This is a genomic window from Bradyrhizobium sp. 215_C5_N1_1 (assembly GCF_052075935.1).
GTDB lineage: Bacteria > Pseudomonadota > Alphaproteobacteria > Rhizobiales > Xanthobacteraceae > Bradyrhizobium > Bradyrhizobium barranii.
Genome location: NZ_CP197228.1, coordinates 7,516,699 through 7,541,877 on the forward strand (window position 1 = coordinate 7,516,699; position 25,179 = coordinate 7,541,877).

Here is a 25,179-nt window from a genome sequence, read left to right on the forward strand (position 1 = left end):
CCGGGCGTCGGGTAAAAGGTCGAGAGAGTTTGGAGATGGCGGGCGCAAGGCCCGCTTTTTTTATTGGCCGCACTCAGCTGCGGCGTCTCCCCGCAAGCGGGGAGAGGTGAAGGCGAAGCCTACCGCTCCGCAAACGCAAGCTTGGCGCCGAGCGCGGCGAAGCCGGTGGCGAAGCTGCGGCGCAGCCAGGCCATGACACGTGGGCGGGAGATGACGCGCTCGCGTACCGACGCCGCACAGAGGCCGTAGAGGACGAACACCGCAAAGGTCATCGCCATGAAGGCGCCGCTCAATTCCAGCATCCGCGCCAGCACATGGGCTTCGTCCACCGCGATGAACTGCGGCAGGAAGGCCAGGAAGAAGATCGACAGTTTCGGATTGAGGATGTTGATCAGGAAGCCAGTGACGATGACGCGGCGGCTCGACCGCTCCCTGATCTCGCCATCGACCGCCAGCGCCCCGGTCTCACGCAGCGCCTGCCAGGACATGTAGAGCAGATAGGCGACGCCGCCCCATTTCAGCGCGGCAAAGGCAAGCGCGCTGGTATGCAGCACCGCGGCAAGCCCGAGCATCGCAGCTATCATGTGCGGCACGATCCCGAGCGTGCAGCCGAAGGCGGCAGCGACGCTCGCGCGCGAGCCGCGTGTCAGCGCCGCAGCCAGGGTGTAAAGCACGCCGGTGCCGGGCGAGGCGACGACGATGAGCGAGGTGAGCAGGAAGGAAAAGGTCATGGGCAGACCCTATCACCGTGCCTCACGGCAAGAAAGCGAGCCCCCGCATCGACCATCAGGACGGCTGCGCGAGCTCGGCTTCGCGGAGCACGTCGAGCGGCGCCCATGGCTTGGCCCAGAATTTCGCGCCATCGGGCAAGGGCTGCGCCAAGGGGCGGCCGGAGGTGACGACGATGTCGAGCTTTGGATTGCGGTCCTTGGCGACGTGCGCGAGCTCGACCCCGGTCATGTGCCCCGCAAGCTGAACGTCCGTCAGCATCAGACAGAGCGCGCCGGCGCTTCTGTCGAGCACCCGTTGGGCAGCCTCGGCGCTATCGCACTGGATGACCTGGTAGCCGCTCTCCTCCAGCAGAAGACTGAGCATCTCCCGTTGCATGACGTCGTCTTCGACGATCAGCGCCGTCGCGCGAAATGGTTCTGCCTGTCCCATGGGGCCGCTCCAGTGCTTGCTTGCGTAACCTATGTTAAGGAGCCAGTTCGCCGGTGGTTCAGTTCCATCATGAAAAATGTAGATCATAGTTCCACACGACCGGCTTGACGGGGGGACATCATGACTGCCATTCGCGGTGCCGCCGCAATCACGGGAGCGGCGAGCGGCATCGGGCGCGCGCTGGCAATCGAGCTCGGCAATCGCGGCTGCGATCTCGCGCTCGCCGATCGCGACGAGGCCGGATTGAAGACGCTCGCCGCCGAGATCGGTGCCGCACGCAAGGTCAGCGTGCATCGCGTCGACGTCAGCGAGCCCGGCGACATCGCAGAGTTCGCGCGTGATGCGATCGCGGCACATCCCGCGCTCGGCATCGTCATCAACAATGCCGGCGTGGCGCTGATGGGGACGTTCGAGGAGATCGACCAGGCGCAGATGGAGTGGCTGTTCGACATCAATTTCTGGGGCGTGGTGCACGGCACGCGCGCTTTCCTGCCGCATCTGAAGACGCTGGCAGAGGCGCACATCGTCAACGTCTCCTCGATCTTCGGCATCATCGCGCCGCCGGGACAGTCGGCCTATGCCGCCGCCAAGTTCGCGGTGCGCGGCTTTTCCGAGAGCGTGCGGCACGAGCTTGCGGTCGCGGGCAGCCCCGTAAAACTGTCGGTGGTGCATCCCGGTGGCGTCGCCACTGCCATCGCGCGCAATTCGCGCACCGGGGTCGGCGTCACCGACAATGCGCGCCGCGCGCAATCGATCGAGCGGTTCGAGAACGCGGCAAAGACCACGCCGAAAGACGCCGCGCTGCGCATCATCAAGGGCATCGAGAACAACCAGCCCCGCATCCTGATCGGCAACGACGCCCGCTTCATGGACATTTTGCAGCGCTTCCGCCCGGGCACCTATTGGGCGCCGTTGCAGCGCAAGCTGGAGAAGATGGCGAAGGGGACGGCGAAGTAGGCGTGACGCGACGGCATCGCCGCTGCGTGCTCCGCTGTCGCCACACCACCGCTGTCATGCCCCGGCTTGACCGGGGCATCCAGTACGCCGCGGCTTCTCGGTTCTAGCCGCGCCTCCTCTGGAATACTGGATCGCCCGCCCCAGTGCGCAAGTGCGCACAAGGCGGGCGATGACACCGAGTATGTGGTCACTGCCCCGCCAGCCGGTCCGCAAAATAGCCGATCGTCTTGCGGTAGATCACCGCCCTGTTCCACTCCCGCATCGCCTCGAAATTGGCGGTGCCTTCGCCGTAGGGCTGGCCCATCTTGAAGCCGCTGGTGTGAAGCAGGTTCGCGGTCGAGGCGAGTACGTCGGGCACGCTGTGGCGCAGGTCGACGTGGCCGTCGCCGTCGAAATCGACGCCGTATTTGATGTAGGACGACGGCAGGAACTGGGTCTGGCCGATCTCGCCGGCATAGGCGCCAATGAGGTCGCGCAGCGGCAGGTCGCCGCGCTGCACGATCTTGAGCGCGGCGAGCAGCTCGCCCTGGAACAGCTCGGTGCGGCGGCAATCATGCGCGAGCGTGGCGAGCGTGCGGATCACCGGCAGCTTGCCGATGTCGCCTTTGCCGAAATCGCTCTCCAGCCCCCAGATCGCGACCAGGATATAGCGGGGCACGCCGAACTGCCGCTCGATGCGCGAGAGCAGCGCCGCGTGACGCTGCAACAGTGCCTTGCCGCCATTGATGCGGCCGGGGCCGACGCGGGTCGAGACATACTGCTCGAAGCTCTTGTTGAAGGTGTAGCGCTGGCGCCGGTCGAAGGCGAGCACGGCGCCGTCCTGGGCGATGCCGCTGAAGGCCGCGCTGGTCACGCTCGCCGAGACGCCGGCTCCTTGCGCTTCCGAGCTCATGCTGGCGACGAAGCTGTTGAAGTCGCCGCCGCAGCGCGCGGCCTGCGCCGATCCGCCGGCCAGACAGAGGACAGACCCAAACAGACAGATTAGCCCAAACCGCCACATGCCCTAAGTGTCCTTTCAAATTTTCGCGCGAGCCTTAATCCTGCAGGAAATAGGATCGTCAAAGCCACATCTTTCCACGAGAATCTCAGAAGGCGTCGGCAGTTGATAGCAGAAATCGGTTGTCAGACCAGTGGAGCATTGCTTAGATTCTATTTTTGGTTGAACACAAGAACTCCGCGCGGACCGGCATGGCCAACATTTATTATCGGAGAAAGACGCTCACCCAGTTGTTGCGTCGGGAGCTACCAAATGAATTCCTAGTTGTACCCAATCCCGACCATCCTCTGTTACTTCGTGGCCCGGATCTCCTTGTTGCGGGAGAGAGAGCGACGACTGCCGTCTTTATGCCTCTAGCCGCGGAGCGAACAAACCAAGGTCTACTCAAAGCGCGCTTTATACTTAGTCGTCTGGCTTTACCTCCTTATGTTCGCTGCATACTAGTAGCTGAAGAAAAGGACTACTCGATTGCCAACTCTTTCGCGAACGATTTTGCAAATATTCTGGAATGGAACAATCGGGCAGGAATTTCCGAAATGATTACGGACGTGACTGCTTTTGGCCATCATAAGGATGTCCCGCCAGACATTTCTGGCGACGCCCAGATACGTTTCGCAAATGCAATGGCTGTGATGCGACTGAGTAGTCGACTGACAAACCGACCATTCAGCGCGGCATTTGACGAAAAAGTCTCAGAACTTAGGCGCCCGATCAGATCTGCGATAAGACACAGCAAGCGACGACCGCAGATAGATAGAAATTCCGCCTCGACGGAGCAGCAGGTCGACTTGTCAGAATTATCGGATGCCGACGTTGACTCATCGACGGTGAACGATCTCGTGTATGAACAAGCCAATTACTATTTTTCATTGGACGGCGGGATTCCATTCGCCGCGAGAGAACCATTAGGAATAGCGGTGATTGAAGATTGGCCGGCCAGACCTCGAGATTCAGAAAAGCTGATTCTTTCTGCCGCGTTTGGCGGATGGGCTTTTGTGCTTGCCGAGCTTCGCAGCGAACTTCCTCGGTTTGCGAAACGAATGCGCCAAGGACGAAGGTCATGAGTTCACTTCGCAGAGTAAATACCTTGCGCGCAATCGCAAAGAGTGCTCGCACCCGAATTGGTTCAAACATCTTCAATCATGTCGACCAAGAACTGCAGGAGCTTGCCGCAGTCGCGCGCATCAATCCGGAAAAACGCAAGAACCTCTTGCAATTACTGCACGCGATCAGATCACTTGAAACTGCCCTTAAGGAAGTTGTCCGAAGTCACGGAATTTCGCCTGGTCATTCGCTGGGCCCAATCTTCCGGCAACTCGAGAGCATCCCGTATGGACAACCTGGGTATTTGAATGCAGCCAATGCTCGCCGTTTTGGACAAAACGTCCGCGTCGCGCGAAACCGGTTCGCCCACGAGGCAAACGCTTTTCCAAGATCGGCTCGAGAAACTGAAAGTATACTTAGCGAGATCGAAGCTTGCTTCACGCTGGCCGTAAGGTGATTGCAGCCGCTTGCGCTTATCTCGAAGTGCCGCGCTAGTCCGCAAGAGTCGACCTCAGCTTGGCGCGGCGCAATCTTGCTGTCCCAGATGCGTCCGAAGGCTGTACCGCGAAATTCACTCTCGCCCCGTCGCGTTTGCCGATCCAACCGGCAGCCAGACGACGAAAGCGGTAGCCAGGGAGTATCTCGACATGCGAGAAACTCCTAAAAATGTGCGCAGCGGATGTGGATCATGCCCGGGAACCGGATTCGCGTCAAAGCGGCAGATCCTCACCAGAACCGATCGCATCTTGGGAGCGACAAATGAATTGCGCTCGCCCCGTCCCCAACCGATCGAGATGACCATGCCCATTCCGCACCGGATGCTCGCTGTCCTCGCCCTGCTCTCCTTCACCGCCACCGCCGCCGCCGCGCAGACCCGCGATGTCGCAGGCAGCCGCGACTATCCCGGCATCGGCCGCTTCACCGGCAGCGTCATCACCGGCTACGTGACGAAGGATTTTGACGCCGCACGGATGCAGGCGGCCGCCTTTAGGGACGGCCAGCCGGCCGATGCGCGGCGGCTCGAAGGCCGAATCTTCCGCATCGCCTATCGCACCAATCCCGGCCCCTCGATCCTGGAAGTGTCGCGCAATTTCGAGACGCAGCTTGCGAAAGCGGGCTTCGAGACCTTACTCGCCTGCGACACCGACGCCTGCGGCGCCATTCCCTTCACGGAAAGCATCGACACGCTGCCGGTCCCGCAGATGTGGGTCGACGGTTTCAACTACCGCTATTTTTCTGGCCGCAAGAGCGAGGGCGGACGCGAGACCTATGCCAGCGTCATCGTCAGCCAGAACAACCAGGACATCACCGCGCAGGTCACGGTCGCCGAGCTCGGCGCCATCGCGAACAAGATGGTCGATGCTGCCGCGATGGCGAAGGGCCTTGGCGAGACCGGCCACATCGCGCTCTACGGCATCTATTTCGATACCGACAAGGCGGTTCTGAAGCCGGAGAGCCGCCCGACGCTGGAGCAGATCGCAAAGCTGCTGACGAGTCAGCCGCAGCTCAACGTCTTCATCGTCGGTCACACCGACGGCCAGGGCGCTTACGAATACAATCTCGATCTCTCGAAGCGCCGCGCCGAAGCGGTCGCAGCCGAACTCGTGAAAAGCTTTCGGATCGCGCAGACGCGGCTGCGCACCGCCGGCGTCGGATTGCTGGCACCAGTCGGTTCCAACGCTACGGACGCCGGCCGCGCGCTCAACCGGCGCGTGGAGCTGGTAGCACCGTGACGGCCTCACTCATCTTCCCACCTGCACGCTGAGTATCTCTTGAATGGCGTTGTCGGTGGAGAAGTGGTTCGTCGTAGCGGAACTCGTCACGTGTACGCAGTGAGATGTGCAACCGTGGACATGGAACTCGTTCGCACAATGGAACACAACCTGTGCACGCGGACGGAAGACGTGCAGGCGAACGCGCTTTTTTACAAAGCACGCACCTCTCGTTGCGTTGCGAGAGCGGGAAATATGAACAAAGTGATTTGGCCATCCAAACAATTGCTTTGATGTGCATCGAAACCAGATGTCGCGACCGGCGCATATCTGACGCGCTCGATGCGACATCACAGCGTCAACGATTTGCCTTGCCACGTTATGGCGCAAGTTATAGTCTTCTAGTCTAGGTTGTCGCCCCGCCAGCCCCGGGCGACGCTGAAGACCAAAAATAAACGGCGGGCTTTGCGGCCCGCCGTTTATTGAGCGAGGGGTCGCATCGGATTTTACGAAGCGCCGGATGCATCCGAACATCCCGCAAACGGACTTCATCGATCGATTGCGCAGCCGATACCGCCGCGACAGGTCCGTGTGACCACCGGAAAACCCGCCAAAGTCATTTGACTATAGCGTCCTGATCGACGACAAGCCCGCCATGGCCAAAAAACCTGGAACCAATCCCAAGGGCGAGTTTGCCTTTTTCAACGTCTTCTACGAAGACGGCTCCCAACGCTCCAACCGGCGCGTGCCTGCGGAGCTGCTCGGAGGCCTGGACGGCGACGAGCCCGCGCGCGGCTTCATCATGGAGCAGGACCGCGAGATCGCTGAAAAGTCCGGCCGCCCGCCGCTGGCAATCAAGACCCTCGACCGGGTCGGCGCGAAGAAGAAGTAGGCTCCGCCCGACTTGCGAAGCGTCAGTACAAATAGAAAACGGCGGGCTTTCGGCCCGCCGTTTGCGTTTGGATGAATGCCCGGATCAGGCCCGGGCACGACGATCCGAATTAGTTATCCAGGAACGACCGCAGCTTCCTTGACCGCGACGGATGCTTCAGCTTGCGCAGCGCCTTCGCTTCGATCTGACGGATACGTTCGCGGGTCACCGAGAACTGCTGGCCGACTTCTTCCAGCGTGTGGTCGGTGTTCATGCCGATGCCGAAGCGCATGCGCAGCACGCGCTCTTCGCGCGGCGTCAGCGACGCCAGGACACGCGTCGTGGTCTCGCGCAGGTTCGACTGGATTGCGGCGTCGATCGGCAGGATCGCGTTCTTGTCCTCGATGAAATCGCCGAGATGTGAATCCTCTTCGTCACCGACCGGCGTCTCCAGCGACAGCGGCTCCTTGGCGATCTTGAGGACCTTGCGGACCTTCTCCAAGGGCATGCCGAGCTTCTCGGCGAGCTCTTCCGGGGTCGGCTCGCGGCCGATCTCGTTGAGCATCTGGCGCGAGGTACGCACGATCTTGTTGATCGTCTCGATCATGTGCACGGGGATGCGGATGGTGCGCGCCTGGTCGGCAATCGAGCGGGTGATCGCCTGCCGGATCCACCACGTGGCGTAGGTCGAGAACTTGTAGCCGCGGCGATACTCGAACTTGTCGACCGCCTTCATCAGGCCGATGTTGCCTTCCTGGATCAGGTCGAGGAACTGCAGGCCGCGGTTGGTATACTTCTTGGCGATCGAGATCACGAGACGGAGGTTGGCTTCCACCATCTCCTTCTTGGCCTGGCGGGCCTCGCGCTCGCCCTTCTGCACGGAGTGCACGATCTTGCGGAACTCGACGATCTCGAGGCCGGTGAGCGCGGCGAGCTGGTGCACCTCGTGACGGAGGTCCTTGATCCGGTCCTTCTCGATATGGACGAAGTTCTTCCAGCCCTTGGCTGAGAGCTTCGAGACGCGGTTGAGCCAGCGCGGGTCGAGCTCCGAGCCGGTGTAGTTGCGCAGGAAGTCCTCACGCGCGACGCCATGGCTGTCGGCAAGGCGCATCAGGCGGCCCTCGTGCGACACGAGGCGCTTGTTGATGTCGTAGAGCTGCTCGACCAGTGAGTCGATACGCGCCTGGTTCAGGCGCAGCGACTTCACCTCGACGATGATCTCGTCCTTCAGCTTGCGGTATTTGCGTTCCTGGTGCGGCGACAGCGAGGGCCCGTGCGAGGTGCTCTCGAGCTGGTTCTGGATGTCCTGCTCCTGAAGCTTGCGCAGCTTCTTGTAGCTGTCGGCGATCTTGTCGAAGATCTCGACGACCTTCGGCTTGAGCTCGGCCTCGATGGCCGCGAGCGACATCTGGTTCTCGAACTCGTCGTCCTCGTCCATGTCGGCTTCGGCGGCGGCTTCGCCCGGATCCTTCTCGCCTTCGCCGGCATTGCCGGGCGCAGGCGCGGCGCGGAACGGGGTCGGCGACGGCGGCGCGGCGGGCGGCGCGACATGCGCCGGCGCAGCTCCGTTCACGACAACGGCTTCGCCGCCTTCGGCGGACGCTTCGCCGTTCTCGCCGGTCGGACCGCCGATCATCGCGGTGTTCATGCCGCCCTTGGCGTCGGGCCCGGCATAGGTCGCTTCGAGATCGATGATGTCGCGAAGGAAGATCTTGCCTTCGTTGAGCTCGTCGCGCCAGATGATGATGGCCTGGAAGGTCAGCGGGCTTTCGCAGAGGCCTGCGATCATGGCCTCGCGGCCGGCCTCGATGCGCTTCGCAATCGCGATTTCGCCTTCGCGGGACAGGAGCTCGACCGTGCCCATCTCGCGCAGATACATGCGCACGGGGTCGTCGGTGCGCTCGCCCGGCTCGCTCTTCTTGACCTCGGTGACGGCCTTCTGGGTGACCTCGACGAGCTCGTTGTCGGTCTCGTCCTCGCCGCCCTCGTCCTTGTCCTCCTCGCCGTCGCTATCGTCGGCTTCGGTGACGTTGATGCCCATGTCCGAGAGCATGGACATGATGTCCTCGATCTGCTCGGGGGAGGTCTGGTCGGACGGCAAAACTTCGTTGAGCTGATCGAAGGTCACGAAGCCGCGCTTCTTGGCCTGCTTAATCATCTTCTTCACGGCCGCGTCGGACAGATCGAGCAACGGCGACGGCGCGTCCTGGGAGTCCTTCTCCGGCGCGTCCGCTGCCTTGTCGTCTTTCTCTTTGTCCTTCGCCTGCAGCGTCTTTGCCTTGGTGGCCATCCATTGCTCCTAAACGCGCTTCATGCAGAAGGCCGAACGGCCCGCCCGCCTGAATTCACTTGAACCTGTTGTTCGACGCTCTCGCTTCGTCAGATCGCGACACGGAAAGGGCGGCGCGGATATCTCTCGCCACCCCGACCTTCTCTCTCGCCGGATTTGCCTAACGCTTCGTGAGCCTCTTTGTCGCAGCGGATGCAGGTGTAGTGCCAACAGCGATTGCGCGGATTTATTCCTGACGCGTCTGTTCTGCCTGCGGCCGCCTGGTGGCCAAAGTGCTACAAGACCGTTAAGCCTCGATTAACCCTGTTTTTGCCGCCAAACCTTGGATTTGGCGAGTCTTTTAGCGGTTCCGGTCCCGGCCGTCCGCATGATTCTTTCATCACACGCTCTTCTGGAACCGGCCCGACAGCTCGCCAAAACCCTCGATCAGGGCCTCGGTACCGTCGACTTCTCCTATCCGAGCCTTGACGTCACGCAGCCACGCCAAATTGGCCTCGCTGGGGTCCTCCCCCAAGGCCAGCTCGGCGTCCTTCAGTTCTCTAAGTAGTGAATGGTATTGCCGATGCAAGGCAACGAGCTGGTGCCAGGTGGAGAGAACGTCGTCCCGGGCGGCGCCCTCGCGGGCACCCCACACCGCCGCGGTCGTGATACCGTTCTCAACCCTTTGAAGAAGCTGTGAAAATCCACCCTTCTCGATGTCGGCTCGCATCTTCTCGGCCAGCTCGCCGGGGTCCGGCGAGTGGTGGTGGTCGTTGGCAAAGGCGGCGATGATGCCGGCCCGGAGCTTATGGGCCTCGGGATGGGCCAGCTCCAGGGCGGCGACCTCCTCAAGGTGGTCGTGCAGCAGCCAGGGGTGGTTGATCAGGATTTGCAGAATCAGGGCTTCGCGCCGGGATATGGCGCTGCGCTGGCCCTTCATGATCGGGCTGGCCGCCAGCTGGGGGCTCGCCGCCTGGTAGGGGCCGGAGGGAATAAAGGCGGGACCGGGGCCCCCACGCCGCCCTTGGCTGCCGAATCCCTGCCCCCCGAATCGATTCGCCTGCCCCCCGTTGCGCGGCTGGAAGGAGCGGCCGGAATTGCCCTGAAAATTGCCCCGGCCGGCAAATCCGCCGCGGCCGCCTTCAGGCGCGAAGGTACGCCGAAGCCGCTCGGCAAAATCGTCGCGATAATAGCGCCGCACCACCTCGTCGCGGATGCCGTTGGACAGCTCCTTGACGCGCGCCTCGAGCGCGGCGCGGCGTTCGGGCGTGGCAAAGTTGCCGCCTTCGAGCTCGCGCGACCAAATCATCTCGGCGAGCGGCTTCGCCGCCGCGATCACATCCTCGATCGCACCGCGGCCGCCCGAGCGGGCGAGATCGTCGGGATCCTGACCTTCCGGCAGCAGCGCAAAACGCAGGCTCTTGCCCGGCGCAAGAAACGGCAAGGCGAGGTCGGCGGCACGGTAAGCCGCCTTCTGTCCGGCGCGATCGCCGTCGAAGCAGAGGATCGGCTCGTCCGCCATCTTCCAGAGCAGCGCGAGCTGGTTTTCGGTCAGCGCGGTGCCGAGTGGCGCCACGGCACCTACAAAGCCTGCCGTCACCATGGCGATGACGTCGACATAGCCTTCGACCACGATCAGCGCGCTGCCATCGTGGGTGGCTTTGCGCGCGGTCTGGTGATTGTAGAGATTGTCGCCCTTGTGGAAGAGCGGCGTCTCCGGCGAATTTAGATATTTTGCCGGAACGTCCTTTTCCAGCGCGCGCCCGCCGAAGGCGATGACGCGGCCACGCAGATCCGTGATCGGGAACATCACGCGATCGCGGAAGCGATCGTAGGGCACGGGAATGTCGTTGCCGGCTACGAGCAGGCCGGTCTCGATCATGTCCTCGACGGAGACGCCGAGCTTGCCGAGATGCTCCTTCAGCGCGAAGCGCTCGGGTGGCGGCGGCGCATAGCCGAGGCGGAACTGCACTTGCGTCGCCGGCGAGATCGCACGGTCAGCGAGATAGCCGCGCGCCTTGGCGCCGGCGCGCGAGGCGAGCGTCTCGGCGAAGAATTTTGCAGCGAGCTCCATCACGTCATGCAGCGTGCGGCGCCGCTGCTCGTGCCGCGCCGCATCCGGCGTTACCGCCGGCAGCGCCAGCCCCGCCATGTTGGCGAGCCGCTCCACGGCCTCCGCGAACGGGAGGCCGTCGGTCTCCATCACGAAGGTGATGATGTCGCCGTGCTTGCCGGAGGAGAAGTCGTGGTAAAATCCCTTCTGGTCGTTGACGTAGAAGGAGGGCGTCTTCTCCTGCTGGAACGGCGACAGCCCCTTCCATTCCCGCCCGGCCTTCTTCAGCTTCACGCGCTTGCCCACGACTTCGGAGACCGAAAGCCGGGCACGAAGCTCGTCGAGGAACTGGGGCGTGAAGCGCATGGGCTCTGGGTCTGGCGCGAATCAACGTAAGTCGGGCGAAGGGTTACGGATATAGGCGCGGCCTGCCCAAAAGTCAGGTTTGTCCGGCTTATCCGGGTTATTCGACCTATGCACAGGCGTCATTCCGGGGCGATGCGAAGCATCGAGCCCGGAATGACCGCGGAAAGACTTGAACCCGGACCGGTTCCGCGCTTCCATAGGCCATGTTCAGGATGTTTCGCGGCGGCCACAGCGGGGGCTGGCGTGTGACCTCGATTTCACCCGTGGTGGGCGAGCCCCTGCCCTTCGTGCCGGCGCTGTCGGTGACCGACAGCGAGGCGATTTCATTGCCCCTGGTGCCCTCTCGCAATGCGTGGCGGCTGGTCGGCGTTGCGAGCACGACGCGCTACACTGAGCGCGCCGAGAAGCAGCAGCTCACCGCGGTGCAGGCCGAGCTCGGCCGGTTAGAGGCCACTTCCGCGGCGCTGATTCCGATCCGCAAATCGGAGGCGTGGTGGGAGCTGACGCAGGAAGAGCGCCGCAAGATCTTCGAGGACAAGTCGCACCACATCGCCAGCACTCTTCGTTTCCTGCCCGCCATCGCGCGGCAGCTCTATCACAGCCGCGATCTCGGCGGTCCCTTCGACTTCCTGACATGGTTCGAGTTCGCGCCCCCCGATGCCTCGCTGTTCGAGGAGCTGGTGGCGATGCTGAGGCAGACCGAGGAGTGGAGCTACGTCGAGCACGAGATCGACGTGCGCCTGGTGAAGGAAGTGCTGTCGGCTTAGTGATCGAACGCCGGCCACGATGAAGGTGCGATCCCTCGCTCCGCTTGCGCGGGAGAGGTGAAGTCCGCATCCGCGCCTAGTGCTCGAGAAAGCGCCCGGACTCGATGCGCGGCAGATCGGTGACGGGCCAATTGTAGACGTAAGTCCAGGCCTTCTCCGTGGTGCCATCAGGCAGCGTCACGTCGATCAGCTTGCGCAGATATTCGGTCGGCTCCGGAAAGCCCTCGCCGCAGGCCTCGTACATGTCGAGCTCGCGCAGGAGCTCATCGGGCACGCGCAATTGAAAAAGCTCACCATGGACGACATCGGAGGCCGCGTTCGACAGCAGCAATCCGGGATAATGCTTCACGAGAACGAGCCGCCCGCGACACGTCGCGTCACCCAAAAAGTCCGCATGCCCTGCAAGCAGCCGCGCCATCGGATGGTCGAAGCCGCGCATCAGGGTGCCGTAGACGAAAAGACGATCGGAGGTCATGGGGTGTCTATAGCCGTCAATCGAGCGAAACGACAGCCGCACATTTCCACGTCCGAGCGAAGTCCCGGGGGCAAGCGAGATTTGGTCTTGTGATGAATCGCCGGCAACGGCATCGTCTGGCGATCATGATGATTTTGGGTGGACCGACCTGCAAGCGATTGCTGCCCAATTTGGACGGTACCTGCTTTTTCCATAGGCAATCAGGATGGACTTGAACACGGCCGACGCGACCGATCAACTGCTCGGCGCGGGGGACATTCCGCCGGTGCATGAGGTCAATGCGGATGGGGCATCGCCTTTCCTGCTCACCTCGGATCATTACGGACGGATTCTGCCGCGCGCGCTCGGCGACCTCGGCGTCGCGGAAAGCGAGCTGACGCGGCACATCGCCTGGGACATCGGCATTGCCGGCGTCGCCGAGCGGCTGGCAAAAATGCTCGATGCGCATCTGATCGCGCAGCGCTATTCGCGGCTGGTGATCGACTGCAACCGCTCGCCCGGCGTAGCAAGCTCGATTCCCGTGATATCCGAGGCGACCGCGATCCCGCGCAACGAGGGCATCTCAGAGGGCGAGCGCGCGGCGCGGCGGCGCGAGATCTTCGAGCCCTATCACCGCCGCATCGATGCCGCGATCGACCGCCGCCTGCACGACACGCGGCCGGCGGTGCTGGTGTCGCTGCACAGCTTCACGCCGGTTTATGCCGGCGTCGCCCGGCCCTGGCACATCGCCGCGCTGTATAACCGCGACACCGTGCTGCCGCAGCTGCTGCTGAAGCATTTGCGCGCTGAAGGCGATCTCGTCGTCGGCGACAACGAGCCCTATGCGGTGAGCGACCTCAGCGACTACACCATCCCCGTCCACGGCGAAGCCCGCGGTCTCGTCAACACCGGCATCGAGATCCGCCAGGATCTGATCGCGGATCAGTCCGGCCAGCAGCAATGGGCGGAGCGGCTGGCGAGGATTTTTGCGGAGATCGAGCTGGAGTTGAAGGCGGAGCTGTTGGTGTAGGGCACGCTGCGTTCCCTCCCCCCTTGCGGGGGAGGGAACGCAGCGGAGTACGACGAAGCTGCTGAGCAACTGTCTCAGGCTCATCCGCCCCGCGTCGCGACGAACACCGCGAGCGCAGCGAAAATCGCAGCGATCCCCCACAGCAGCCAGGCGATGCGGACGGGGCCGCTTGTATCGAGCGTTGCCTCGGCCGGGTTGTCGGGATTGACGCGCACCTCGACGGTCGCGCCGTGCTTGTAGCGCGACATCAGCTTCTTCAACATCTCGTCGGACCCGGACTGCGTCCCGGCCGAGACGCGCGCGCATTCATTGGTGTAGCTGATATTCTGATAGCGATAGGTGTAGGTCACGCGCTTGCCGAACATCTCGGTGCCGCGGCGCTCGCCCGGCTCGCTGGCCTCGTGATATTGCTCGATCCCCGACAGCTTGATCGTGCCCGGCACCACCGGCCAGCGCGCCGCCTTCAACGCCTGCCGCCGCACTCCATAACCCATCAGCGCGATGACGAAGCCGAACGCGCCGAAGCCGACGACGAGGCCGGCGAGATCGGGCCGCCCGATGTGGTGCGCAAGGTAGGCATAAGTCTGGTTGAGACCGAACGCCGAGCCGAACACGATGCCAAACGCGATCGCCGTGCCGATGCCGAGGCAGCCCCACAGCCCCTTGGGCAGGTCGCGCTCGAGCACGGCCTGATCGGGATGGCGCGGATTGTAATAGACGGTGACGACACTGCCGGCGGGATATTTTGCGAGCTTCTCGGCGACCTCGAAATTGCCGAGGTCCTCGCCGATCGAGATGCGGTTACAGCTCAGCTTGCGGCTGCCGACCGGATATTCGTAAGTCACGTTCGCAAAATTGCGGCTCTCGAGCCGATAGCCTTCCTCGCGGTCGCTGTCGGACACCCTGACCTCGCGCACCTCGGCGACCGAGCGGACGACCTTGCCCGATGCCTGCGGCCAGCTTCGCGCCTCGCGCGCCTGCCAGGTCTTCACGACGGCGGCGACCAGTAACAGCCCGAGCGGTGCGAACAGCATCGCATAGACGAACCAGGGCAGATCGGGCACGGCCAAATTCCTTCGTCAGCGGCAATGCCCGATTGGACGCATCGCCGCCGCGAAGGGTTCAAGCGCGAACCGGTACGAGGGAGGTTATTTTGCCCGTGTCAGCGCCAGCCAGATACCGCCGCCGATCATGAAGCCGCCGGAGATGCGCGACATCAGCCGCGTCCGGCGGGCCGAAAAGAATTTTCGCGCGCGCCCCGCGGCGAGAGCGTAGAGCGCATCCGTCATCGCCGCGGTGACCATGAACGTGGCGCCCAGCAGCGCGACTTGCGGGAAGTGATCGCGGTTCATGTCCATGAACTGCGGAATGAAGGCGCCGAAGAAGATCAGCACTTTCGGGTTCGACAGCAGCACAAGGAAGCCTTGCAGGAAGAACCCGCCGCGCGGCGGCGCCGGCGGCTCGTCGACATTGAGGCCTTCGACCGGCGCCCAGATCAGCTTGATGCCGAGCCAGATCAGATAGGCGGCGCCGGCAAAGCGCACCCAGTCGAACCAGTAACCCATGGTCGCCATCAGCGAGGTCAGGCCGACCGCGACGATGCCGATGACGATGGCAAGCCCGGCCTGCGCGCCCGCGACATTGGTCAACGCCGCGCGCGTGCCGTGACGCAGGCCGTTGGCGACGACGAGGGTGACGATCGGCCCCGGCAGCAAGGCCAGCGCAATGCAGGCGGCGACGAAGGCGAAATAGGCTTGCATGGACATCATGGGGAGGACTCGCTGAGAGCGGTTTGGCGCATTAATGCATGACACTCACTGTCCGTCCAGCGCCGCGGTCGCCCATAGCTTCATCTCCGGCGTCTCCAGGAACGCCAGCGCTGCGCGCTGCACGGCGCCTGCTTCGCCACGCCCCTGGGCCGCAGCGACGAAGAGATCGCAGCGGCGCGAGACGGCGATGCCGATCGCGGCATGACGGACGCCGTCGGCCATATCGAGATCATAGCGCCTGGCACGACCACGCATCTCGCCAAGTCCCACTTCCTCACCCGGCGCGACGGCGGCAAAGCGCGGGGTGATCAGATCGATGTCGGCAACGCGATCGACCTCATCATCGTCGGCGACGCCGCGGTCGCAATTGCAGAAGCCGCGCTTGGCGCGCACGTAGAGCAGGGTGCCCGCGCAGACACCGTCGCAGCGGAACGCGCGGCCGGCGGGCCAGCCGTCGCGCGGGAACGGCCATGCGATTTCGCGCCAGCCCGCCGATTCCGCCGCCGGCGCCGGCGCAAGCCGATAGGCCCCGACGCCGGATGCACCGAGCGCGATGGCCACGGCCGCAATCGCCGCCCCGCGCCGCATCGTCAGTTCCTCGGCAGGCCGGCGGCCGCGCGCGCCGGTCCGGTCAGTTCGAGGATATGCAGACCGGTGTTGGCGCGGTCGACGATGTAGATGTAGCCGCGATCGTCCGTCTCGACATTGTTGGTCTGGATCGCGACCTTGCAACGCTCGCCGCCCTCGACGGGAATGCAGCGCTTGTCGGTGGCCGGCGTGATCGCGGGGATGAAATAGCCGACCTCCTTCGGATGATAGGGATCGCGGATGTCGAGCGCGCGCACGCCCGCATTGAAGAAGGCGATGAAGGCCATCTTCTTGTAATAGACCGGCGCCATGCTCTCGTTCGAGGAGTGCGAGCCGAAGCGGCCGCCGCGTTGGCAGAACTGTCCGCCCGCCTCCGGCACGGTGTAGCTCGAGATCATCATCGGCCGCGTCTCGGTGGTGACGTCGGCGAACCACACCATCTGCCGCGCCTCGCCGCATTCGTTCAAGATCGCCTCGTCGACGATCATGACGATGTCGCGGGTCTTGCCGTCCTTGTCCTCGGCGAATTCGGCGACGGGCATGTCGAGCATCGGGAACGTCGTATGCGCGCCGTTGAAGGCGGACATCGGCATGCGCGAAATCTCGGGATAGCGCAGATTGTCCGGCATCGGCTCCTTCGGCCCGTTCAGCAACTTGTCGCGATCGACGATCTGCAAAATGCCGCCCTTGTTGGTCCCGTAGCCGAAGAACACGCGATTGCCGTCGGGTCCGGTCGAGATCGGCCCGTGCAATTCGGTCGGCACGGCGCCGGTCGAGCCGGGCTCCTGGCCGGGCAGGCCAAAGTCGCGGATTTTCTGCGGATGCGCGGGATCGCTGAGGTCGTAGACCTGCGTCATGCGCCGCGTGCGCCAGTCCGGCGCGCCGGAGACGAGAAAGGCTATGCCGGTGTCGCACTCCCACCAGCTCTTGTGGGTGTCCTTCAGCCCGCCGATGCGGGTAACGAGCACGGGATTGGCGGGATCGGCGACGTTCCAGATCTCATGCGCCTCGCTGCCGAAGGTGCGGAGCATGTAGACCGCATTGGGATCGCCCTTCGGCAGCGACTTGCCGTCGCAAACCCGTACCATCTGCGCGCCGCCGGATTCGTACTTGCCTTCCTGGCCCGGCAGATGCCGCAGATATTTTGGACGCGCGGGATCGGTGACGTCGACGATGGACGTTCCGTTCGGTTCGGCCTGCCCCGTCATCGGGTTGACCGGCGCGGGCACGTCGTCGGTGCCGCCGTGATGGCCGATATAGGCGATCCAGCGATCGCCCTGATGATGGATGGTCGGCTGGTACGCGCTGCGCGCCTGCAGGTCGTTGGTGCCGACCAGCTTCATATTGGACGCTTCCGGCGGCGCGCCGATGGTCTGCTTCTGTTGTGCCTGGGCCGTGGTGCTGCAGGCGAAAAGGACAAGGCCTGCAACGAGTGGGACGCAACGGAACATCAAAGCTCTCCCGGAACCAATCTGCGTTGGCTGAGCTTCGAGGCTAGCACAGCCATTTCCGGGCGCCAAAGACACCATCTTGACATGCAACCATTTGGTTGCCTATTATCGCCGCCATGGATGAGGTCTTCAAAGCGCTCGCCGATGCGTCACGACGGTCGCTGCTGGACAGGCTTCACGCCAAGAACGGCCAGACGCTGAACGAACTCTGCGAGGGCCTCGCGATGACGCGCCAGGCCGTGACCAAGCACCTTGTCATTCTCGAAGAGGCCAACCTGGTCACGACCGTCAGGCATGGCCGCGAGAAGCTGCATTACCTCAATCCGGTGCCGATCCATCAGATCGGCGAACGCTGGATCAGGAAATTCGAGCGCGGCAAGCTCGCCGCGCTCAGCGAGTTGAAACGTCAGTTGGAGAAGCGCGATGAGTAAGCCCCAATTCGTCTATGTTAGCTATATCGAGACCACGCCGGAAAGACTGTGGGAGGCGCTGACGTCGAGCGAATTCACCAGGCAATACTGGTTCGGCGCCGAGGTCAGGTCGGACTGGAAGGTCGGCTCACCCTTCGCGCTCACGCTCGACGGCGAGGTCACCGATTCCGGCGAGATTCTGGAGGCCGATCCGCCGCGCCGCCTGTCCTACAGCTTCAAGCACCAGAAGTTCGAAGAGCTGCGCGGCGAGCCGATATCGCGCGTCGTCTTCACGATCGAACCGTTCGGCTCGCTCGTGCGTTTGACCGTGTTGCATGACGGCTTCGTCGAGGGTGGCAAATATCTCGGCGCCGTCTCCAACGGCTGGCCGGCGATCCTGTCCCAGCTCAAGAGCCTGCTCGAGACCGGCAAGCTGCTCGGCATTCCACGCGCAGCCCTCAACAAGGGATTCGACGCAAAATGAACCTCGATCAGTTCAAGCCGCTGACGGTCTACACCATCTACATCGTCTCCACGCCGGAGAAGGTGTGGGAAGCGCTGACCTCGGCCGAGTTCAGCAGGAGGTACTTTTCCGGCTTTGCGGTGGAGATGGAACGGAGGCTCGGCGGCAGTTTCATCGTGCGCGCGCCCGACGGTTCCGAGCACATCTCCGGTGAAGTCTTCGAATACGATCCGCCGAACAAGCTGACGGTGACGTGGAACGTCAACTGGCCCGACCTCGTCGCAAAGCTCGGCACCACGCTCGTCACCTACGAGATCGAGCAAGCCGGCGAGGCCGTCCGCCTCACCATGAGCGAACGCCACGACCGTGCGCTCGGCGACGACATCCTCTCCGGCGGCCGCACCGGCTGGCCCGCGATCCTGTCGGGACTTAAGAGTTTGCTGGAAACCGGCAAGGCGCCGCAGATCAAAATGACACCGCCAGCGCAGATGCTGGCGGCGTTGAAGGCGATGGGGATCAAGACGCCGTAGCGGCCGAAATCGGCGCTGTTATCGCTTCTTCTTCACCGGCGGTTGAATCTCGTCGATCTTGCGACGGCAATCCCCTTCCGAGTCGTGCGGGCCCGAGACGAAGGTCCCGCTGACCTTGATCGCGTACCAGCCTGACTCCACGCCGAGCCGGAGCGCTTCGTCTGTCTTGACGTGCCGTGGGGAGAGAGTTTGCATCATGTGCTTTCGGTTGGCGTTCGATCTCGTATCGAACCGCGGTGGAATCTTTCAGGCGTCCGCGGCACGCCTGCTGCGTCCGGCTCGCCCGCGGGAAGTGGCAATAGGCGCGACGATCGCCGTTACGACGTCGCGATGAGAAGGCTCCGCCGGTGCGAAGAATCAGTCGTTTCAAATCGCGCGCGGATCGTCGTGACGCAGCGTGTGCGCACAGACGACCGCTCTTTCCGACATTGGCGCACCGTGCGCGCAATCGCCGCAATTAGCTATCGTTTTCTCGCCCGCGCCGCGCTTTTGAAGCGCCAAATGCCGCTCTCGATCGAATAAGGCCGTGAATGCCTTGTGTTCGATCGCTTCGTAGCCATGTTGGGAGCTTAGCCAAGAGAAAGAAGTTCGTATGAAGCTCCGCGTCGGGTTCGAGATGCTGTACGAGTTCCCGCAGCCGACGCCTATGATCATGGTGCTGGGCACGCACTTCACGCGCGCCTCAGATATCGTCGTGCCCGACCTGCTGACCACCCGACCTTCGGTGGCGATCAATCCCTATCGCGACCTCTTCGGCAATTGGTGCAGCCGCATCGTTGCGCCGGCCGGCGCCTTCCGTCTTGCCGGCGATGGCGTCGTTCGCGACAGCGGCCTGCCCGACCCGGTGTTTCCGAACGCGTTTCAGCACGCCGTCGAAGCGCTGCCGGCCGACACGCTCGTCTATCTGCTCGGCAGCCGCTATTGCGAGACCGATCGCCTGTCGGATATCGCATGGAAGTTGTTCGAACACACGCCGCCGGGCTGGGCGCGGGTCCAGGCCATCTGCGATTTTGTTCATCGCCACATCACGTTCGGCCATGAGCACGCGCGCGCGACCAAGACAGCCCGGGAAGCCTACGACGAAGGCAAGGGCGTGTGCCGTGACTATGCCCATCTCGCCATCGCGTTCTGCCGCAGCATGAACATTCCGGCGCGTTACTGCACCGGCTACCTCAGCGACATCGGCACCCCACAACCGTGGCCTGCTGGAGATTTCGCCGCCTGGTTCGAGGCTTTCGTCGGTGGAAGCTGGCACATGTTCGATCCGCGCAACAATACGCCGCGGATCGGCCGCGTGCTGATTGCGCAGGGGCGCGATGCCGCAGACGTCCCGATCGTCCAGACCTTCGGTCCGAATACCCTGCTCAATTTCAAGGTATGGACCGACGAGGTTGCCTGATGACAGACAGCACCCCAGCGCTCACCGCCGATGAATTTGCGTCCTTGGCCCTGGTCGGCAAGGGTCAAGGCGACATTCCGCACGCGCACGGCGAACGTCTGGCCAATTTGGGTTATGCGATCAGGCGGCTCGGCGAACTCGAGCTGACTTCATCCGGCGCTCGCCGCCTGGCAACGGGCGAATAGCTCGCTTCCGTTGCATCCGGCTCCCCTCTTACGGCACCGGTACCACCAGCCGCCGATAGAGATGCCACGTCGCATGCCCGAGCACGGGCAGCGTCACGACCAGTCCGAGAAAGTACGGCAGCGCCGAGACGATCAGCAGCATCACGATCACCGCGGCCCACGAGATCATCGGCAGCGGGCTGGTCACCACCGCACGCACGCTCGTCACCATGGCGGTGACGAAATCGACCTCGCGGTCGAGCAGCAGCGGAAACGACACCACCGTCAGCGAGAACAAGATCAGCGACAGCGCGGCACCGACCGCGTTGCCGATGACGAGGAACAGCAGGCCCTCATTCGTGGTCAGCACCACCGTCATGAATTCCTGCAAGCTAGAGAACGAGGCGTGCAGGCCGAGCAGCAGCGCGATGAGCAGCCGCACCTGGTACATCCAGATCACGAACACGAACAGCGTGACGAAGGCCATCCAGCCGATCTCGCTGCGCGCGCGTATCGCCGACCAGATCGCGCCGAAGGAGACCGGCTCGCCGCGCTCGCGGCGGCGGCTGACCTCGTAGAGGCCGATCGCCACGAACGGCCCGATCAGCGCAAAGCCGGCCGCAAGGGGATAGACGAGATAGACCATGCCGAAGGCGGTGAGGCAGAGCATGATGGCGATGCCGCCGCCTGCGTAGAGCGCGCCGAAGCAGAGTCCGTAGAGCGGCAGCGCCTGGAAATCGCGCAAACCCTCGACCAGCGCCTCGGCGATGTCGGTCGCCGCCACGGGACGCACCACCGGATCGACTTTGCCCGAGATCGACATGCGGCTCCTCTCCTCGTCACCGGCACGATCTCCGTCGCGCGCGATCCCGATATTAGCGCCCTCGCGACCTGCGCGCACGCGCGCGTTGATTGCGGGATGACGGTATCCCGGGAGGCCCGACACCAGCCCGACAGAGCCTCGCGGGCGAACCTTCCGGGGACTCATCCGTGATGTGCGCGGCCGAAATTTTCCGCGCGAGGGCTTTTTCGGCGCGATGCCTATGGACTGGGCGGAGGGTGGTGCCGCAGATTGCATCTTCGAACCAGCACGCGCGACGACCAAATTGGACCGCCCGACCGATGAGCTTGCGTACCCGGCTACTGATACTCGTCATTGCGGCCATGCTGGTGCCGGCCATCCTCGTCGGCTTACGTTTCGTGCAAAATCGCAGCAGCGAAATCAACGCGGCCCTGGCCAATCTGACCGCGACAGCCGACGACATTGCGAGCGACCTGGACGAGAAGATCCAGGGCACCGCCCAGCTTCACTATGGTCTCGCCCGTGCACGCGATCTCGACACGCGCGACAAGGCGGCGTGCTCGGCGTTCCTGTCGGAAGTGCGCGAGGAATACCCACAGTTCACCGGGATATTGACCATCGATCCCGACGGTAGCCTGTTCTGCGATTCGCTGCGGACCAACCGCACCCTCGACCTCCGGGATCGCGCCTATTTCAAGCAGGCCCTGGCGTCGCGCGGCATCGCGCTCGAGCCGGTATTCGGCCGGCTGACCGGCCTATCGGTGCTCCAGATCGCCTATCCGGTGCGATCGGAGACGGGCGCCCTGAAGCTGATCCTGCTCGCATCCTTCAACCTGCGCAAATTCGCGGAGTTTCACGACAAGCGGCTGCTCGGCCAGAAGGAGATCCTGCTCCTCGACAGCAAGGGAACGGTTCTGGTCGCCCCCTCCCGCGGAGGATGGACCGAGCCGGTCGGCACGTCGGTCGCGGGATCCGATCTGCTCCGCTTCGCTGCAACGCCGGACCGGAAGGCGTATCAGGAGGTGACCGATCGCGACGGCCGGACGCATGTCTGGGCTGTCGCCGCGCGCTCGCCTTCGACCCGCGATGCCGGCCTCTACATCATGGTCGGACGGTCCAAGGACGGACTGGTCGCCGCGGCGAATCGCCGGCTCTACGAGGATGTGGCGATACTCGCGGTGGCCTCGCTGCTGCTGCTCGCGGCCGTCTGGATCCTTGCAACCGTGAGCGTCGGGCGCCAGGTCGGACGTCTCGCCACCATGGCGAAGAAACTTGGGCTCGGAGATCTCAGCGCGCGAATTCCGCCTCCCCACCCGGGCGGCGAACTGGGCGGATTGATGACCCTGCTCAACGACACCGCCGAGTCGCTCGAGCAGCAACGCGCCGCCATCGCCGACCTCAGCCACAAGCTCAGCCAGTCCCAGAAGATGGAAGCCATGGGCCAGCTTACCGGCGGCGTGGCGCACGATTTCAACAATCTTCTAACCGTCATTCTCGGCAACTCCGAGCATCTTGCCGACAGGCTGGCCGGCAACGAGGAATTGCACCGGATCGCCAACGACATCGCGACCGCCGCCGAGCGCGGCTCCGACCTGACGCGGAGCCTGCTCGCCTTCGCGCGCAAGCAGCCCCTGAGGCCGCGAGACATCGACATCGCCGCGAAGATTCACGAGATGGAGCAGCTGTTGCGCCGGCCCCTGGGCGAGCACATCGAATGCACCTTCGCGCTCGAACCGGATGTGTGGCTGACCAGCGTCGATCCCGGCGAGCTGACAACTGCGCTGCTCAATCTCGTGCTCAACGCGCGCGACGTCATGCCGCTCGGCGGCAAGCTGACGATCGAGGCGCGCAACACCTCGCTCGGTGAATCCGACCTTGACGTCAACGGCGAACCGCGGCCGGGCGACTACGTCATGGTGGCCGTGACCGACACCGGCAGCGGCATGACCGCCGAGGTGGCGAGCCGGGCGTTCGAGCCGTTCTTCACCACCAAGGAGGTCGGCAAGGGCACCGGGCTCGGCCTGAGCATGGTCTACGGCTTTGTGCGGCAATCCGGCGGCGTTGTGCAGATGCAGTCCGAACCGGGACAAGGCAGCGTCGTCAGGCTGTTCTTTCCCCGCCTTGCAACGCCACCGAACGAGCAGCCGTCACCCGCGGAACGGATCGTCGCCCCCGACGGAAGCGAGACCATTCTTGTCGTCGAGGACGACGACATGGTTCGGGCCTATGTCGAGAGCGAGCTGAAGACCCTCGGCTATCGCGTCATCGCGGCGTCGAACGGTCCCGCGGCTCTCGAACTGTTGCGCCGCCCCGGCGACATCGACCTGCTGCTCACCGACGTCGTGATGCCCGGCGGCATGTTCGGGCCGGAGCTTGCCAGGCAAGCGACCAGCTTGCGGCCCGGGCTCAAGGTGCTCTTCACCTCGGGCTACACCCAAAATCCCGTCAAGACGCCCGACGGGGTCGGCGACGCCCGCATCCTGACAAAACCGTTCCGGCGGAAGGATCTTGCCGCGATGCTGCGGTCCGCCCTGTCGGCGTCGCCGCGCTGAAATCAGGAAGAGAACGCCAGCCGGAGCGCTACGCCGAGATTGGCTACGAACAGAGCCGCGTCGATGACGAAGATCCTGAGCATCGGACCTTTCAGCACAGGCCAGTAGGCCACCCCGACGCGCCCACCGCGCATCAGGACCGGAAGGTTATAGGCGAACTGGCTGAAGTGGCAGGCGGCAAAGAACAGGAACAGCGCGAGCTGGGCCTCGATCGGCTGGAAGAAAGCCGGACGAGCGGCCAGAAGGTAGAACGACAAAAGCCCGATCGGCAGATTCATCCCGCCCAGGAACGCCACGCTGGCCGCCAGCGTCGGCGCGATCGGATTGCTGCGCTCTTCGCGCGGCAGGAGTATCTTCAGCGTATTGCCCTGCGCGACGCTGAACTGGATGAACGCGCCGCCGAACCAGAGTGTGTTGAGGAGCAGGACGAAATCCGAAAGGTGCATGATCATTTTCCGTAGAAGGCTTCGCTGCGCACCACACGGCCCGCATCGTCGAAATCCATGAACTCGCTGGCGCGCGTGTCGCCGAGCTGCCACCACACCGTCACGCGCGCGATCGCCTCGTCCCAGCTCCAGCTCAGGATCTTGAGGTCGGCGCTTTCGATGTGGCCATAAGCCTCGCGCCAATAAGCGCGGATGTTCTCGGCGCCGGTGACGACCGGAGAACCGGTCAGTGATAGTGCCAGAGGGCTGCGCATCTGCGCATCGTCAGCGAAATGCGCGACGACCGCGTCGATATCGACCCGGCACCAGCTCGCACACCATGCCGCGACGAAGCGCTCGGCGGCTGCGCGATCCATTGTCCGTCCGCTCATGGCGGAGCCCTCCCCTGGCTCGTTGCCGGGAAAGTGGCAAAGCTCGCACCTCATGTCAACTATGTTGACTTCAAGAATCGTCAGTTGTTGTCGGCGATCGCCCCCATGACGGCCATCCATGCCGCCGCACCCGAAGCCCCGGCACGGTCGAACGCTTCGCGCAGGACCTTGCGCTCGTGATCCGATGCCTTTTGCTCGATGCGTCGCCCGGCCTCCGTCAGGCGCAGCAGCTTGGAGCGATGCTGCTCGGGTGCCCGCTTCGACGTCAGGAGCTTGCGCTCCAGCAGCAGGTTGAGCGGCCGGTTCAGGGCTTGCTTGGAGATGCCGAGGATCTCGATCAGCGAGCCGATCGCGATATCGGGACGGCGCGCCACCACGTAGAGGATGCGGTGGTGTGGACGCGACAGGCCCTGCTTCGCAAGATATTCATCGGCCTCCAGCGTCATCCCGCGCCAGCCGTAATACATCAGCTCCAGCGCCGCATCGAGATCGTGCAGTTTCGGAAGTGAGGCGCGGTGAAGCCCCGCAGCTTGAGACGTCTTTGCCATTGTCT

General features: G+C 63.6%; 28 protein-coding genes. 13 read left to right on the forward strand and 15 right to left on the reverse strand.

What is annotated here, in order from left to right:
- Window positions 1-119 precede the first annotated feature (119 nt).
- Entirely contained in the window at window positions 120-731 is a 612-nt protein-coding gene (locus tag AB7G19_RS35935; RefSeq protein WP_085400463.1) for a LysE family translocator, read from the reverse strand.
- Window positions 732-786: 55 nt separating this feature from the next.
- Window positions 787-1,161, reverse strand: coding sequence for a response regulator (locus AB7G19_RS35940; RefSeq protein ID WP_085400461.1), 375 nt, complete (start codon window positions 1,159-1,161; stop codon window positions 787-789).
- A 120-nt stretch (window positions 1,162-1,281) separates the two neighbouring features.
- On the opposite strand from AB7G19_RS35940, the gene AB7G19_RS35945 reads away from it, so the two are divergent.
- Entirely contained in the window at window positions 1,282-2,118 is an 837-nt protein-coding gene (locus tag AB7G19_RS35945; protein WP_085400459.1) for an SDR family NAD(P)-dependent oxidoreductase, read from the forward strand.
- 187 nt (window positions 2,119-2,305) lie between these two features.
- On the opposite strand, the gene AB7G19_RS35950 is transcribed toward AB7G19_RS35945, so the two are convergent.
- Entirely contained in the window at window positions 2,306-3,118 is an 813-nt protein-coding gene (locus tag AB7G19_RS35950) for a lytic murein transglycosylase (RefSeq protein ID WP_085400458.1), read from the reverse strand.
- Between the two features lie 188 nt (window positions 3,119-3,306).
- Here AB7G19_RS35950 and AB7G19_RS35955 point away from each other — a divergent pair, with 188 nt between their 5' ends.
- The 4 genes from AB7G19_RS35955 (at window position 3,307) to AB7G19_RS35970 (ending at window position 6,763) form a co-directional block, all read left to right on the forward strand.
- Window positions 3,307-4,179, forward strand: coding sequence for a hypothetical protein (locus AB7G19_RS35955; RefSeq protein WP_144030688.1), 873 nt, complete (start codon window positions 3,307-3,309; stop codon window positions 4,177-4,179).
- Window positions 4,176-4,616, forward strand: coding sequence for a hypothetical protein (locus AB7G19_RS35960; RefSeq protein WP_135215188.1), 441 nt, complete (start codon window positions 4,176-4,178; stop codon window positions 4,614-4,616). The genes AB7G19_RS35955 and AB7G19_RS35960 overlap by 4 nt, the downstream gene beginning before the upstream one ends.
- Before the next feature lie 343 nt (window positions 4,617-4,959).
- Window positions 4,960-5,892, forward strand: a complete 933-nt coding sequence (locus tag AB7G19_RS35965; RefSeq protein ID WP_434057393.1) for an OmpA family protein — start codon at window positions 4,960-4,962, stop codon at window positions 5,890-5,892.
- Window positions 5,893-6,526: 634 nt separating this feature from the next.
- Window positions 6,527-6,763 (forward strand): hypothetical protein, encoded by a 237-nt coding sequence (locus AB7G19_RS35970; protein WP_028150700.1) that lies wholly within the window; start codon window positions 6,527-6,529, stop codon window positions 6,761-6,763.
- A 109-nt stretch (window positions 6,764-6,872) separates the two neighbouring features.
- On the opposite strand, the gene rpoD is transcribed toward AB7G19_RS35970, so the two are convergent.
- Both rpoD and dnaG read right to left on the reverse strand, forming a co-directional pair.
- Entirely contained in the window at window positions 6,873-9,032 is a 2,160-nt protein-coding gene (gene rpoD / locus AB7G19_RS35975) for an RNA polymerase sigma factor RpoD (RefSeq protein WP_038942760.1), read from the reverse strand.
- A 379-nt stretch (window positions 9,033-9,411) separates the two neighbouring features.
- Window positions 9,412-11,430, reverse strand: coding sequence for a DNA primase (dnaG, locus tag AB7G19_RS35980; RefSeq protein ID WP_085400453.1), 2,019 nt, complete (start codon window positions 11,428-11,430; stop codon window positions 9,412-9,414).
- Between the two features lie 203 nt (window positions 11,431-11,633).
- Between dnaG and AB7G19_RS35985 the strand changes: the two genes are divergently transcribed.
- A complete protein-coding gene (locus tag AB7G19_RS35985) occupies window positions 11,634-12,197 on the forward strand; it encodes a chlorite dismutase family protein (RefSeq protein WP_085400452.1) in 564 nt (187 codons plus the stop codon).
- 76 nt (window positions 12,198-12,273) lie between these two features.
- Here AB7G19_RS35985 and AB7G19_RS35990 read toward each other — a convergent pair whose 3' ends face one another.
- Window positions 12,274-12,672, reverse strand: a complete 399-nt coding sequence (locus AB7G19_RS35990; RefSeq protein WP_028150696.1) for a gamma-glutamylcyclotransferase family protein — start codon at window positions 12,670-12,672, stop codon at window positions 12,274-12,276.
- 205 nt (window positions 12,673-12,877) lie between these two features.
- On the opposite strand from AB7G19_RS35990, the gene AB7G19_RS35995 reads away from it, so the two are divergent.
- Entirely contained in the window at window positions 12,878-13,681 is an 804-nt protein-coding gene (locus tag AB7G19_RS35995; protein WP_135215187.1) for an N-formylglutamate amidohydrolase, read from the forward strand.
- 80 nt (window positions 13,682-13,761) lie between these two features.
- Here the strand turns inward: AB7G19_RS35995 and AB7G19_RS36000 are convergent, their stop codons facing one another.
- The 4 genes from AB7G19_RS36000 to AB7G19_RS36015 form a co-directional block, all read right to left on the reverse strand.
- Complete coding sequence (locus AB7G19_RS36000; RefSeq protein WP_085400488.1) at window positions 13,762-14,745, reverse strand: DUF3592 domain-containing protein; 984 nt, start codon at window positions 14,743-14,745, stop codon at window positions 13,762-13,764.
- Between the two features lie 84 nt (window positions 14,746-14,829).
- The gene (locus AB7G19_RS36005; RefSeq protein WP_081369126.1) at window positions 14,830-15,450 is read right to left on the reverse strand and encodes a LysE family translocator; all 621 of its coding nucleotides are present in this window, start codon (window positions 15,448-15,450) and stop codon (window positions 14,830-14,832) included.
- A gap of 45 nt (window positions 15,451-15,495) precedes the next feature.
- Window positions 15,496-16,038, reverse strand: a complete 543-nt coding sequence (locus tag AB7G19_RS36010) for a hypothetical protein (RefSeq protein WP_085400449.1) — start codon at window positions 16,036-16,038, stop codon at window positions 15,496-15,498.
- Window positions 16,039-16,040: 2 nt separating this feature from the next.
- Complete coding sequence (locus AB7G19_RS36015) at window positions 16,041-17,489, reverse strand: LVIVD repeat-containing protein (protein ID WP_085400447.1); 1,449 nt, start codon at window positions 17,487-17,489, stop codon at window positions 16,041-16,043.
- A 116-nt stretch (window positions 17,490-17,605) separates the two neighbouring features.
- Here AB7G19_RS36015 and AB7G19_RS36020 point away from each other — a divergent pair, with 116 nt between their 5' ends.
- From AB7G19_RS36020 to AB7G19_RS36030, 3 genes are read left to right on the forward strand one after another with little or no spacing between them, the layout of a single operon-like run.
- Window positions 17,606-17,920, forward strand: a complete 315-nt coding sequence (locus tag AB7G19_RS36020) for an ArsR/SmtB family transcription factor (protein WP_085400445.1) — start codon at window positions 17,606-17,608, stop codon at window positions 17,918-17,920.
- Window positions 17,913-18,383, forward strand: a complete 471-nt coding sequence (locus tag AB7G19_RS36025; protein ID WP_085400444.1) for an SRPBCC family protein — start codon at window positions 17,913-17,915, stop codon at window positions 18,381-18,383. Before AB7G19_RS36020 ends, AB7G19_RS36025 begins: the two co-directional genes overlap by 8 nt.
- On the forward strand, window positions 18,380-18,892 hold the full coding sequence (locus AB7G19_RS36030; protein ID WP_085400442.1) for an SRPBCC family protein: 513 nt from the start codon (window positions 18,380-18,382) through the stop codon (window positions 18,890-18,892). Before AB7G19_RS36025 ends, AB7G19_RS36030 begins: the two co-directional genes overlap by 4 nt.
- Window positions 18,893-18,910: 18 nt before the next feature.
- On the opposite strand, the gene AB7G19_RS36035 is transcribed toward AB7G19_RS36030, so the two are convergent.
- A complete protein-coding gene (locus AB7G19_RS36035) occupies window positions 18,911-19,090 on the reverse strand; it encodes a hypothetical protein (protein ID WP_063985493.1) in 180 nt (59 codons plus the stop codon).
- Between the two features lie 394 nt (window positions 19,091-19,484).
- Between AB7G19_RS36035 and AB7G19_RS36040 the strand changes: the two genes are divergently transcribed.
- Window positions 19,485-20,291: a transglutaminase-like domain-containing protein gene (locus AB7G19_RS36040; RefSeq protein WP_085400438.1), complete on the forward strand. Its 807-nt coding sequence runs from the start codon at window positions 19,485-19,487 to the stop codon at window positions 20,289-20,291.
- A complete protein-coding gene (locus tag AB7G19_RS36045) occupies window positions 20,291-20,476 on the forward strand; it encodes a hypothetical protein (protein WP_085400437.1) in 186 nt (61 codons plus the stop codon). Before AB7G19_RS36040 ends, AB7G19_RS36045 begins: the two co-directional genes overlap by 1 nt.
- Before the next feature lie 28 nt (window positions 20,477-20,504).
- On the opposite strand, the gene AB7G19_RS36050 is transcribed toward AB7G19_RS36045, so the two are convergent.
- On the reverse strand, window positions 20,505-21,278 hold the full coding sequence (locus AB7G19_RS36050) for a DUF2189 domain-containing protein (protein ID WP_085400435.1): 774 nt from the start codon (window positions 21,276-21,278) through the stop codon (window positions 20,505-20,507).
- Between the two features lie 299 nt (window positions 21,279-21,577).
- On the opposite strand from AB7G19_RS36050, the gene AB7G19_RS36055 reads away from it, so the two are divergent.
- On the forward strand, window positions 21,578-23,809 hold the full coding sequence (locus tag AB7G19_RS36055) for an ATP-binding protein (RefSeq protein WP_085400434.1): 2,232 nt from the start codon (window positions 21,578-21,580) through the stop codon (window positions 23,807-23,809).
- A 2-nt stretch (window positions 23,810-23,811) separates the two neighbouring features.
- On the opposite strand, the gene AB7G19_RS36060 is transcribed toward AB7G19_RS36055, so the two are convergent.
- The 3 genes from AB7G19_RS36060 to AB7G19_RS36070 all read right to left on the reverse strand — a co-directional run bounded on the left by AB7G19_RS36060 (window position 23,812) and on the right by AB7G19_RS36070 (window position 25,174).
- Window positions 23,812-24,255 (reverse strand): hypothetical protein, encoded by a 444-nt coding sequence (locus AB7G19_RS36060; RefSeq protein WP_028159430.1) that lies wholly within the window; start codon window positions 24,253-24,255, stop codon window positions 23,812-23,814.
- 2 nt (window positions 24,256-24,257) lie between these two features.
- Window positions 24,258-24,626 (reverse strand): YybH family protein, encoded by a 369-nt coding sequence (locus AB7G19_RS36065; RefSeq protein WP_085400432.1) that lies wholly within the window; start codon window positions 24,624-24,626, stop codon window positions 24,258-24,260.
- Between the two features lie 80 nt (window positions 24,627-24,706).
- Window positions 24,707-25,174: a MarR family winged helix-turn-helix transcriptional regulator gene (locus AB7G19_RS36070; protein ID WP_028159428.1), complete on the reverse strand. Its 468-nt coding sequence runs from the start codon at window positions 25,172-25,174 to the stop codon at window positions 24,707-24,709.
- Window positions 25,175-25,179: the final 5 nt, after the last annotated feature.

Coding starts and splice junctions, on each gene's coding strand:
- AB7G19_RS35945 (WP_085400459.1), top strand. CDS start 1,282: ATGACTGCCATTCGCGGTGCCGCCGCAATCACGGGAGCGGCGAGCGGC.
- AB7G19_RS36005 (WP_081369126.1), bottom strand. CDS start 15,450: ATGATGTCCATGCAAGCCTATTTCGCCTTCGTCGCCGCCTGCATTGCG.
- AB7G19_RS35990 (WP_028150696.1), bottom strand. CDS start 12,672: ATGACCTCCGATCGTCTTTTCGTCTACGGCACCCTGATGCGCGGCTTC.
- dnaG (WP_085400453.1), bottom strand. CDS start 11,430: ATGCGCTTCACGCCCCAGTTCCTCGACGAGCTTCGTGCCCGGCTTTCG.
- AB7G19_RS36030 (WP_085400442.1), top strand. CDS start 18,380: ATGAACCTCGATCAGTTCAAGCCGCTGACGGTCTACACCATCTACATC.
- AB7G19_RS35985 (WP_085400452.1), top strand. CDS start 11,634: ATGTTCAGGATGTTTCGCGGCGGCCACAGCGGGGGCTGGCGTGTGACC.
- AB7G19_RS35935 (WP_085400463.1), bottom strand. CDS start 731: ATGACCTTTTCCTTCCTGCTCACCTCGCTCATCGTCGTCGCCTCGCCC.
- rpoD (WP_038942760.1), bottom strand. CDS start 9,032: ATGGCCACCAAGGCAAAGACGCTGCAGGCGAAGGACAAAGAGAAAGAC.
- AB7G19_RS35965 (WP_434057393.1), top strand. CDS start 4,960: ATGCCCATTCCGCACCGGATGCTCGCTGTCCTCGCCCTGCTCTCCTTC.
- AB7G19_RS36070 (WP_028159428.1), bottom strand. CDS start 25,174: ATGGCAAAGACGTCTCAAGCTGCGGGGCTTCACCGCGCCTCACTTCCG.
- AB7G19_RS36050 (WP_085400435.1), bottom strand. CDS start 21,278: ATGTCGATCTCGGGCAAAGTCGATCCGGTGGTGCGTCCCGTGGCGGCG.
- AB7G19_RS35940 (WP_085400461.1), bottom strand. CDS start 1,161: ATGGGACAGGCAGAACCATTTCGCGCGACGGCGCTGATCGTCGAAGAC.
- AB7G19_RS36065 (WP_085400432.1), bottom strand. CDS start 24,626: ATGAGCGGACGGACAATGGATCGCGCAGCCGCCGAGCGCTTCGTCGCG.
- AB7G19_RS36055 (WP_085400434.1), top strand. CDS start 21,578: ATGAGCTTGCGTACCCGGCTACTGATACTCGTCATTGCGGCCATGCTG.
- AB7G19_RS35960 (WP_135215188.1), top strand. CDS start 4,176: ATGAGTTCACTTCGCAGAGTAAATACCTTGCGCGCAATCGCAAAGAGT.
- AB7G19_RS36025 (WP_085400444.1), top strand. CDS start 17,913: ATGAGTAAGCCCCAATTCGTCTATGTTAGCTATATCGAGACCACGCCG.
- AB7G19_RS36035 (WP_063985493.1), bottom strand. CDS start 19,090: ATGATGCAAACTCTCTCCCCACGGCACGTCAAGACAGACGAAGCGCTC.
- AB7G19_RS35955 (WP_144030688.1), top strand. CDS start 3,307: ATGGCCAACATTTATTATCGGAGAAAGACGCTCACCCAGTTGTTGCGT.
- AB7G19_RS36010 (WP_085400449.1), bottom strand. CDS start 16,038: ATGCGGCGCGGGGCGGCGATTGCGGCCGTGGCCATCGCGCTCGGTGCA.
- AB7G19_RS36045 (WP_085400437.1), top strand. CDS start 20,291: ATGACAGACAGCACCCCAGCGCTCACCGCCGATGAATTTGCGTCCTTG.
- AB7G19_RS36020 (WP_085400445.1), top strand. CDS start 17,606: ATGGATGAGGTCTTCAAAGCGCTCGCCGATGCGTCACGACGGTCGCTG.
- AB7G19_RS35970 (WP_028150700.1), top strand. CDS start 6,527: ATGGCCAAAAAACCTGGAACCAATCCCAAGGGCGAGTTTGCCTTTTTC.
- AB7G19_RS36015 (WP_085400447.1), bottom strand. CDS start 17,489: ATGTTCCGTTGCGTCCCACTCGTTGCAGGCCTTGTCCTTTTCGCCTGC.
- AB7G19_RS35950 (WP_085400458.1), bottom strand. CDS start 3,118: ATGTGGCGGTTTGGGCTAATCTGTCTGTTTGGGTCTGTCCTCTGTCTG.
- AB7G19_RS35995 (WP_135215187.1), top strand. CDS start 12,878: ATGGACTTGAACACGGCCGACGCGACCGATCAACTGCTCGGCGCGGGG.
- AB7G19_RS36040 (WP_085400438.1), top strand. CDS start 19,485: ATGAAGCTCCGCGTCGGGTTCGAGATGCTGTACGAGTTCCCGCAGCCG.
- AB7G19_RS36060 (WP_028159430.1), bottom strand. CDS start 24,255: ATGCACCTTTCGGATTTCGTCCTGCTCCTCAACACACTCTGGTTCGGC.